This is a genomic window from Tardiphaga sp. (assembly GCF_025356345.1).
GTDB lineage: Bacteria > Pseudomonadota > Alphaproteobacteria > Rhizobiales > Xanthobacteraceae > Tardiphaga.
Genome location: NZ_JANXTC010000375.1, coordinates 1 through 9,058, shown reverse-complemented (window position 1 = coordinate 9,058; position 9,058 = coordinate 1). Strand labels below are relative to the sequence as shown.

The following is a 9,058-nucleotide window of genomic DNA, read 5'->3' as shown; positions in this document are numbered from 1 at the left end:
TGTCGATCTCTAAACCTTAGACGTAGCAGGGCTTAAGCGATTCGGCGCGACGGTGCCTACGATGTTTGGCCTGTAAACACGGGCTTATTTGCATCGGTCGCCTTAAAAACGCCGGACCGGGCGAGGGTTTCGCAACGTCCTTGACTTCAAATGATCCGCCCTTTATCTCCACCACCACTGCGGGATTTTAGACATCCACGCGGGAGTAGCTCAGTTGGTTAGAGCGCTGCCCTGTCACGGCAGAGGTCGCGGGTTCGAGTCCCGTCTCTCGCGCCATTCCCTAGGGAATGGCGTCACTTTGGTCTAACCCGGGTGCTTCACAGCGATAACCGCACCATTTAACATCTCATGGCCGGCGCATGTCATGCCGTTTGATATCGTCTTCTGATCCGGGAACGCGTTCGCCTAGAACGAATCCGCCAGTGCGATCTCCTGCTTCAACTCCTCGATCCGCCGTGCCGCTTCGACGCGGGTCAGGTCAGAGGCGAACTGCTTCGGTTGATAGGCCTCGATCGCCAGCGATTTCAACGTCAGGGCCTGGCCGCGTGTCATCGGGACAGATAGCCGGTCGGGAAGTTCCGCATAGGATCGGGTGGCGGGTGACGAGGCGGTGCGGGCCATGGAGATCTCCGGAAGTGGGGACGGTGCTCGATGCGTGACTTGCCTTGATGTTCTCTTTTTGTTCTATATCAACATTGCCGACTCACGCCAAGCTGAATTTGCGATGACGCAAATGCAGTTCTGGATGCAGGTAACGCCGCTCACGGGGGCAGCCATGGCGGGACATCTAGGATGGCGGAGGGTCGTCCGGCAGCGCTGTTGCGGTGCGAAAAATCAGGGGGAGTGACCCGCACCGCAGGCAACCTGCCGGGTTCGCAACTCCAGGGCCAGATGCTGCGTAACGTCGTCGACACTGCAAGGGCGCTGCCGCATTCCTGACCCCTCATCGCTTGTCTTGCGCCCATTGTTGCGCTGCGCTAAGCCTCAGAACCATTCCAATATTCGAATCTGTGGCCAAATTCGCGCCATGGGGATAGGGATCGCCGATGAACGGCATCTTGCAGAATTATCTTCCACTTGTGGTCTTTATCGGCATCGCCACTTTTATCGGCGCGGCGCTGCTAATCGCTCCCTTCATCGTTGCCTACCAGCAGCCTGATTCGGAAAAGCTGTCCGCCTATGAATGCGGATTCAATGCTTTTGACGATGCCCGTATGAAATTCGATGTGCGGTTCTATCTTGTGGCGATCCTGTTCATTATCTTCGATTTGGAAGTGGCGTTTCTGTTTCCGTGGGCGGTCGCCTTCGGGAAGCTGGGTGCGACTGGCTTCTGGTCGATGATGGTGTTTCTCGGTGTCCTCACCATTGGTTTCGCCTATGAATGGAAGAAAGGCGCCCTCGAATGGGATTGAGCCCCGTGATCACCTCCCCGCAGTCGACACCGTCGTCCCGTCCGGTCGGCGCCCAGCCGCTGGTTTCCAGGGCGCCGACCGGCCTCATCGATCCGAATACCGGAAAGCCGGTGGGCGCTAATGATCCGTATTTCCTCGAGGTCAATGCCGAATTGTCGGACAAGGGCTTCTTCGTGGCGGCGACCGACGATCTGATCACCTGGGCGCGCACTGGCTCGCTGATGTGGATGACCTTCGGTCTGGCCTGCTGCGCGGTCGAGATGATGCAGGTGTCGATGCCGCGTTACGATATCGAGCGCTTCGGCTTCGCGCCGCGCGCCTCGCCGCGGCAGTCCGATGTCATGATCGTGGCCGGTACGCTGACCAACAAAATGGCGCCGGCGCTGCGCAAGGTCTACGACCAGATGCCGGAGCCGCGCTACGTGATCTCGATGGGCTCCTGCGCCAATGGCGGTGGCTACTACCACTACTCCTATTCGGTGGTGCGTGGCTGCGACCGCATCGTGCCGATCGACATCTACGTTCCGGGTTGTCCACCGACCGCCGAAGCCCTGCTGTACGGCGTGCTGTTGCTGCAGAAAAAAATCCGGCGGACGGGGACGATTGAACGTTAATCAGGAGAGGCAGATGGCTGATCCCCAGGACATGGTCATTCCTTTGCTAGGTGAGATGCGTGGGGAGATATCGGAACTCCCCAGCCACATGGATTTTCGCTTCGGTGAGGTGGAAAATCGATTGAAAAAAATGGATGAGTCCTTGGTGACATTCCGTCACGCGCCTGGCGCTGACAGTCTGCTCAGCAAGATTGTGACTGGCGAATTTGAAGAGCGGCTTGGGGTCCTCGAACGGCGCCTGAGCGAGCTGGAGACCCAAAAGTGACTGATCTTTCCAGTCTTGGCGAAACCATCAAGGCCGCATTACCCGGCGCTATCGTCGGCTCGTCGGTGGCCTTCGGCCAACTGACGCTGGCGGTGGAAGCTGCCCGGATCGTCGATATCGTGCGCTTCCTGCGCGACGATCCCGGTTGCCGCTTTGTCAGTTTCGTCGATATTACCGCCGTCGATTATCCCGGTCGCGAAAAGCGTTTTGAAGTGGTCTACCACTTCATGTCGCCGGCGCTGAACATTCGGATCCGGCTCAAGGCCGAGGCTTCCGAGACCACCCAGGTGCCGTCGATCATCTCGGTGTTTCCCGGTGCCGACTGGTTCGAGCGCGAGGCCTATGACCTCTACGGTGTGATCTTCGTCGGTCACCCGGATATGCGCCGGCTGCTCACCGACTACGGTTTCGATGGTCATCCGCTGCGCAAGGACTTTCCGCTCTCCGGCTTCGTCGAGGTTCGCTACGACGACCAGGAAAAGCGCGTGGTCTATGAACCGGTTCGCCTCAACCAGGAATTCCGCAAGTTCGATTTCCTCTCGCCCTGGGAGGGCGCGGATTATTCGATTCTGCCCGGTGACGAGAAGGCGGAGGTCAAGCCATGACCGAACAGCCCAGCGTTCGTAATTTCACCATCAATTTCGGCCCGCAGCATCCCGCGGCGCATGGCGTGCTGCGGCTGGTGCTGGAGCTTGACGGCGAAGTGGTCGAGCGCGTCGATCCGCATATCGGCCTGCTGCATCGCGGCACCGAGAAACTGATCGAGCAGAAGACTTACCTGCAGGCGATTCCCTATTTCGACCGGCTCGATTACGTCGCGCCAATGAATCAGGAGCATGCGTTCTGTCTCGCCGCGGAAAAGCTGCTCGGCGTCACGGTGCCACGCCGCGCGCAGTTGATCCGCGTATTGTATTGCGAGATAGGCCGCATTCTGTCGCATATGCTCAACGTCACCACGCAGGCGATGGACGTCGGCGCGCTGACGCCGCCGCTGTGGGGATTCGAGCAGCGCGAAAAGCTGATGGTGTTCTACGAGCGCGCGTCGGGTTCGCGCATGCACGTGGCCTATTTCCGCGTCGGCGGCGTACATCAGGACCTGCCGCCGGCGCTGATTGACGATATCGACGCCTGGTTTGACCCGTTCCTGCAGGTGGTCGCCGATCTCGAAACGCTGCTGACCGGTAACCGCATTTTCAAGCAGCGCAACGTCGATATCGGTGTGGTGTCGTTGGAGGATGCCTGGAAGTGGGGCTTTTCCGGCGTGATGGTGCGCGGTTCGGGGGCGGCGTGGGATCTACGCAAGTCGCAGCCCTATGAATGCTACGCCGAGATGGATTTCGACGTCCCGATCGGCAAGAACGGTGACTGCTACGACCGTTACTGCATCCGCATGGAAGAGATGCGGCAGTCGGTCCGCATCATGCGGCAGTGCATTGCCAAACTGCGCGAGCCGGACGGGCAGGGCCCGGTGATGGCCGAGGATCACAAGGTGACGCCGCCGCGTCGCGGCGAGATGAAGCGCTCGATGGAAGCGCTGATCCATCATTTCAAGCTCTACACCGAAGGCTTCCGCGTTCCTGAAGGCGAGGTCTATGTCGCCGTCGAGGCACCGAAGGGCGAGTTCGGTGTCTATCTGGTATCGGACGGCACCAACAAGCCCTACAAGTGCAAGATCCGCGCGCCGGGCTTCGCGCATCTGCAGGCGATGGACTTCCTCTGCAAGGGACATCTGCTGTCCGACGTTTCGGCGATCCTTGGCTCGATCGATATCGTGTTCGGCGAGGTCGATCGGTGACATCCGCGCAGCCTCCCATCCAGTTTGACCGGTCCTCCGGCGTTCTCCAGGGCGTCAATCCCTGGGAGCGTCTGGCCGCGTTCGCACTGATGGCAGGCTCGAAACTGTCCGCGCCATTCGCACATCGCGGCTACAACATGTGCGCCAATCTGCTTCGCAAGGCGTTGCCGGAGCGCGACCTCGTGGTGAAGCTCAATCCGGACGCGTTGTTCGCTTTTCCCTATGGCGACGGCTACTGGAGCAAGCTGCTCAACGCGACGTTTTCCTACGAGGACGAACTCGAATTGCTGTTCCGGGATTCCGTTGGCGTCGATTACACCTTGCTCGATTGCGGCGCCAATTATGGCTACTGGTCGGTGCTGGTGTCGAGTGCGCCGTTTGGATCGCACAGAGCCATCGCGATCGAGCCGTCCGCGCAAAATTTCGCGGGGCTTGCGAATAATGCGCGCCTAAATGGCGATCGTTTCGAGGTCATGAAATGCGCCATCGGCGCGGCGCGCGGCAGCGCCAATCTGTCGGGCACCAAGCACGAGGCCTTCAGCATCGCCGGCGCGGCGGATGCCGGCGGCGAACCCGTGCCGGTGCTCGCGCTTGACGATCTGATCGACGACGGCAAGGTGTCGCCGGACGGCAAGTACCTGATCAAGCTAGATGTCGAGGGCGTCGAGATCGATGCCATCAAGGGCGGCGCGCGATTGCTCGCGGGCGACTCGGTGATTATGTGTGAGGAGCATGGCAACGACGCCCGCCACACGGTGTCGCGCTATATCCTTGACCAGACTCCGCTAAGGCTGATCGTACATGACCCGGTCAGCAATCGTTTCGAGACCGTTACCGAATTATCGATCCTCGATCGCATTAAGGTGTCCACCCACGTCGGTTACAACGTGTTTGGTACCGCGAGCGTATTCTGGCTCGATCGTATCAACAGCCTGAATGCGAGCGCTTCGCGCCGCGCTCAATGAGAGACTGACAATGGCCGTTCGCCGCCTGGCACCGAAAGAATTGCAACCAGCGACCTTCAGTTTCACGCCGGAAAATCTGGCGTGGGCGAAGCAGCAGATGGAAAAATATCCGCCGGGCCGGCAGGCCTCCGCGGTGATCGCCATCCTGTGGCGCGCGCAGGAGCAGCATGCCGGCTGGATTTCGGAGGCCTCGCTACGCGTCGTCGCCGATTTGCTCAGCATGCCCTATATTCGCGTGCTGGAAGTTGCGACTTTCTACACGATGTTTCAGCTGCAGCCGGTCGGTAAGAAGGCGCATATCCAGGTTTGCGGCACCACGCCCTGCATGCTGCGCGGCGCAGGCGATCTCATCGAGGTTTGCCAGCATCGCATCCATCACGATCCCTTCCAGCTGTCGGCGGACGAGGATTTCAGCTGGGAAGAGGTCGAGTGCCTCGGCGCTTGCGTCAATGCCCCGATGGCCATGATCTGGAGCGACACCTATGAGGATCTCACCAAGGAGAGCCTCAACAGCCTGATCGACGGCTTCGCCGCCGGCACACCGCCGAAGCCGGGATCGCAGATCGGTCGACAGTTCGCCGCGCCCGAGGGCGGTGCGCGTACGCTGATCGGTGGCGGCGCCATGACCCATACGAAGCCCGCGGAGGTGGAAACGCCAAAGGAGCCGGCGCTGGCCGACGCGGAGCCGAAAAAACAGACCGAGGCCGCTAACGCGCAGGAGCGCCCGGCGCCGAAGCCGCCGGCCGCCGATGCCACGAAAAAGAATCCGCCGACCGGCAGTGGCCCTGTGAAGGGACGCAAGAAGTGATATCTGATATTTCCCTTATGGCGGAAACGCAGACTGGTGCCGTGACGATGAACAAATGGTTGTACATCGCGCTGCATACTGCCGCGGCTGCAAGTTTCATTTTCCTGCTGCAGCGCTTTTTTCTGAGCGCCACGCTTGAATCCAGTCTGCTATGGGCGTTGGTGTTCGGCGGCTGCGCCGCGATGCTCGCCTACAAGCAGACCCATCGCTGATCGAGGTCAACATGCTCGACGACAAGGACCGCATTTTCCGCAATCTCTACGGCCTCGAAGACTGGGGCCTGGAAGGCGCGCGCCGTCGCGGAAGCTGGGATGGCACCAAGGCCATTCTCGACAAGGGGCGTGACTGGATCATCACCGAAATGAAGGCCTCCGGCCTGCGTGGCCGTGGCGGCGCGGGTTTCCCGACCGGCATGAAATGGTCGTTCATGCCGAAGGATTCCGCCGATGGCAGGCCGAGCTACCTCGTCGTCAACGCTGACGAATCCGAACCCGGCACCTGCAAGGATCGCGAGATCATGCGGCACGATCCGCATCTGCTGATTGAAGGCTGCCGGATCGCCGGCTGCGCGATGGGCGCCCATGTCGGCTACATCTATGTCCGCGGCGAATTCATCCGCGAGCGCGAGCATCTGCAGGCTGCGATCGATCAGGCCTACGAAGCCAAGCTGATCGGCAAGGACAACGTCCACGGCTTCCCGTTCGATCTCTACGTCGCCCATGGCGCGGGCGCCTATATCTGCGGCGAAGAGACCGCGCTGCTGGAGAGCCTCGAGGGCAAGAAGGGCCAGCCGCGCCTGAAGCCGCCATTCCCGGCCAATGTCGGCCTCTATGGTTGCCCGACGACGGTGAACAATGTCGAGTCGATCGCGGTCGCGCCGGACATCCTGCGCCGCGGCGCATCGTGGTTCGCCAGCATCGGTCGCCCGAACAATGTCGGCACCAAGCTTTACGGCATCTCCGGTCACGTCAACACGCCCTGCGTTGTCGAGGATGCCATGAGCATTCCATTGCGCGAACTGATCGAGAAGCATGGCGGCGGCATTCGCGGCGGCTGGGACAATCTGCTGGCGATCATTCCGGGCGGCGCGTCTTGCCCGCTGATCCCGGCGGCGGATTGCGAAGATCTGATCATGGATTTCGACGGCACCCGCGCGGTGAAGTCGTCGTTCGGGACCGCCGGCGTGATCGTCATGGACAAGTCCACCGACATCGTCGCCGCGATCGCGCGCATCAGCTACTTCTTCAAGCATGAGAGCTGCGGCCAGTGCACGCCGTGCCGCGAAGGCACCGGCTGGATGTGGCGGGTGCTCAACCGCATGGTCGAGGGCCGCGCCCACAAGCGCGAGATCGACATGCTGCTGGAAGTCACCAAGCAGGTCGAAGGCCACACCATCTGCGCGCTCGGCGATGCCGCCGCGTGGCCGGTGCAGGGCCTGATCCGCGCCTTCCGCCCGGAGATCGAACGCCGCATCGACGATTTCAGCCGCAAGGCGAGCCTCGATGATCAGGGTATTCTCGATCCCGCGCATATGGTCGCGGCGGAGTAGGGCGATGGAATTCCGGATGAGCGACATTCCGTTCGATAATCCCGATGTCGCGGGTGTGGTCATCCGGTGTCTGCAAGAATGTGATCGCGCGTTGAATGTCGCGCTTGTTGAAACTCAACCGATGATGTCGACGGATGATTGGAAGATGCTGAGACTTGGAGTCGGTCACATTGTTGGGTCGGATATGTTGGACTTGTGGGTCGCGATCGTGAAGAAGCATCCGCAATTCGAAAGTGCCTTTGCCGGTTTGCCTGGTGAAGGTGGAGGTGCATGCGCATGACCAAACTCATCATCGACGGCAAAGAGATCGATGTTCCCGCCGAATACACGCTGTTGCAGGCGTGTGAGGCGGCGGGCGCCGAGATCCCGCGCTTCTGCTACCACGAGCGGCTGTCGATCGCCGGCAATTGCCGGATGTGTCTGGTCGAGGTGAAGGGTGGACCGAAGCCGGTCGCCTCCTGCGCCTGGGGCGTGCGCGACTGCCGGCCGGGCCCGAAGGGCGAGCCGCCGGAGATTTCGACCAAGTCGCCGATGGTCAAGAAGGCCCGCGAGGGCGTGATGGAATTTCTGCTGATCAACCACCCCTTGGATTGCCCGATCTGCGACCAGGGCGGCGAGTGCGACCTGCAGGACCAGGCCATGGGCTACGGCGTCGATACCAGCCGCTTTGCCGAGAACAAGCGCGCCGTCGAGGACAAATATCTTGGCGCGCTGGTTAAGACCTCGATGACCCGCTGCATCCAGTGTACGCGCTGCGTTCGCTTCGCGACGGAAGTCTGCGGCGTGCCGGAAATGGGCCTTCTCGGTCGTGGCGAAGACGTCGAGATCACCACCTATCTGGAAAGCGCGCTGACCTCGGAGTTGCAGGGTAATCTGGTCGATATCTGCCCGGTGGGCGCGTTGACCTCGAAGCCCTATGCGTTCGCCGCGCGCCCGTGGGAACTCACCAAGACACAGTCGATCGACGTGATGGACGCGGTCGGCTCTGCGATCCGTGTCGACACCCGCGGCCGCGAAGTGATGCGCATCCTGCCGCGCGTCAACGAGGCGGTGAACGAGGAATGGATTTCCGACAAGACCCGCCACATCGTCGACGGTCTGCGCGCGCAGCGGTTGGATCGCCCGTTCGTTCGTGAAAACGGCAAGCTGCGCGTGGCAAGCTGGGCGGAGGCTTTTGGCGCGATCGCCGCGAAGGTGGCGCGCACCGAACCGAACAAGATAGGCGCCATTGCTGGCGATCTCGCCGCGATCGAGGAAATGTTCGCGCTGAAGCAGCTGCTGGCCAGCATGGGCTCGGCCAATGTCGCGACACAGGACGGTAGCGCCTTCGATCCCGCCGCCGGCCGTGCCTCCTACATCTTCAATCCGACCATCGCCGGGATCGAGGAGGCCGATGCGTTGCTGATCGTCGGCTCGAACCCGCGCAAGGAAGCCGCCGTTCTCAACGCGCGCATCCGCAAGCGCTGGCGCACCGGCCAGCTCAAGATTGCCGTGATCGGCGAGAAGGCCGACCTGACCTATCTCTACGACTATCTCGGCGCGGGCAGCGATTCGCTGGCTGAACTCGCCGCCGGCAAGAATGCCTTCGCCGACGTGCTGAAGGGTGCCAAGAAGCCGATCGTGCTGGTTGGCGCTGGCGCTGTGTCGCGC

At 61.3% G+C, this 9,058-nt stretch carries 12 protein-coding genes and 1 tRNA gene; 12 read left to right on the top strand and 1 reads right to left on the bottom strand.

The genetic code is table 11. The features are described from left to right. The first annotated feature begins 199 nt into the window (after positions 1-199). A tRNA-Asp gene (locus Q0S16_RS22830) sits at positions 200-276 on the top strand. A gap of 129 nt (positions 277-405) precedes the next feature. Here the strand turns inward: Q0S16_RS22830 and Q0S16_RS22825 are convergent. Further along, positions 406-621, bottom strand: coding sequence for a DUF3072 domain-containing protein (locus Q0S16_RS22825; protein WP_295853548.1), 216 nt, complete (start codon positions 619-621; stop codon positions 406-408). A 425-nt stretch (positions 622-1,046) separates the two neighbouring features. Between Q0S16_RS22825 and Q0S16_RS22820 the strand changes: the two genes are divergently transcribed. From Q0S16_RS22820 to nuoG, 11 genes are all read left to right on the top strand, one after another. Continuing rightward, positions 1,047-1,412 (top strand): NADH-quinone oxidoreductase subunit A, encoded by a 366-nt coding sequence (locus Q0S16_RS22820; protein WP_295853545.1) that lies wholly within the window; start codon positions 1,047-1,049, stop codon positions 1,410-1,412. Further along, complete coding sequence (locus tag Q0S16_RS22815) at positions 1,382-2,026, top strand: NADH-quinone oxidoreductase subunit B family protein (RefSeq protein ID WP_295853542.1); 645 nt, start codon at positions 1,382-1,384, stop codon at positions 2,024-2,026. Before Q0S16_RS22820 ends, Q0S16_RS22815 begins: the two co-directional genes overlap by 31 nt. Positions 2,027-2,039: 13 nt before the next feature. Next, a complete protein-coding gene (locus tag Q0S16_RS22810; RefSeq protein ID WP_295853541.1) occupies positions 2,040-2,291 on the top strand; it encodes a hypothetical protein in 252 nt (83 codons plus the stop codon). Continuing rightward, complete coding sequence (locus Q0S16_RS22805) at positions 2,288-2,896, top strand: NADH-quinone oxidoreductase subunit C (protein ID WP_295853538.1); 609 nt, start codon at positions 2,288-2,290, stop codon at positions 2,894-2,896. Before Q0S16_RS22810 ends, Q0S16_RS22805 begins: the two co-directional genes overlap by 4 nt. Beyond that, positions 2,893-4,086, top strand: a complete 1,194-nt coding sequence (locus tag Q0S16_RS22800; RefSeq protein WP_295853535.1) for an NADH-quinone oxidoreductase subunit D — start codon at positions 2,893-2,895, stop codon at positions 4,084-4,086. The genes Q0S16_RS22805 and Q0S16_RS22800 overlap by 4 nt, the downstream gene beginning before the upstream one ends. After that, on the top strand, positions 4,083-5,051 hold the full coding sequence (locus Q0S16_RS22795; protein ID WP_295853532.1) for an FkbM family methyltransferase: 969 nt from the start codon (positions 4,083-4,085) through the stop codon (positions 5,049-5,051). Before Q0S16_RS22800 ends, Q0S16_RS22795 begins: the two co-directional genes overlap by 4 nt. A gap of 10 nt (positions 5,052-5,061) precedes the next feature. Next, complete coding sequence (gene nuoE / locus Q0S16_RS22790) at positions 5,062-5,859, top strand: NADH-quinone oxidoreductase subunit NuoE (RefSeq protein ID WP_295853529.1); 798 nt, start codon at positions 5,062-5,064, stop codon at positions 5,857-5,859. A gap of 17 nt (positions 5,860-5,876) precedes the next feature. After that, positions 5,877-6,071 (top strand): hypothetical protein, encoded by a 195-nt coding sequence (locus Q0S16_RS22785; RefSeq protein ID WP_295853552.1) that lies wholly within the window; start codon positions 5,877-5,879, stop codon positions 6,069-6,071. A gap of 11 nt (positions 6,072-6,082) precedes the next feature. Then, positions 6,083-7,408 carry an NADH-quinone oxidoreductase subunit NuoF gene (gene nuoF / locus Q0S16_RS22780; protein WP_295853526.1) on the top strand — a complete coding sequence of 442 codons (1,326 nt, stop codon included), beginning with the start codon at positions 6,083-6,085 and terminating at the stop codon, positions 7,406-7,408. A gap of 16 nt (positions 7,409-7,424) precedes the next feature. Further along, entirely contained in the window at positions 7,425-7,688 is a 264-nt protein-coding gene (locus Q0S16_RS22775) for a hypothetical protein (protein WP_295853523.1), read from the top strand. Next, positions 7,685-9,058 (top strand): NADH-quinone oxidoreductase subunit NuoG (gene nuoG / locus Q0S16_RS22770; RefSeq protein ID WP_295853514.1); only part of this gene is annotated, 1,374 nt, incomplete at its 3' end. The genes Q0S16_RS22775 and nuoG, both read left to right, overlap by 4 nt.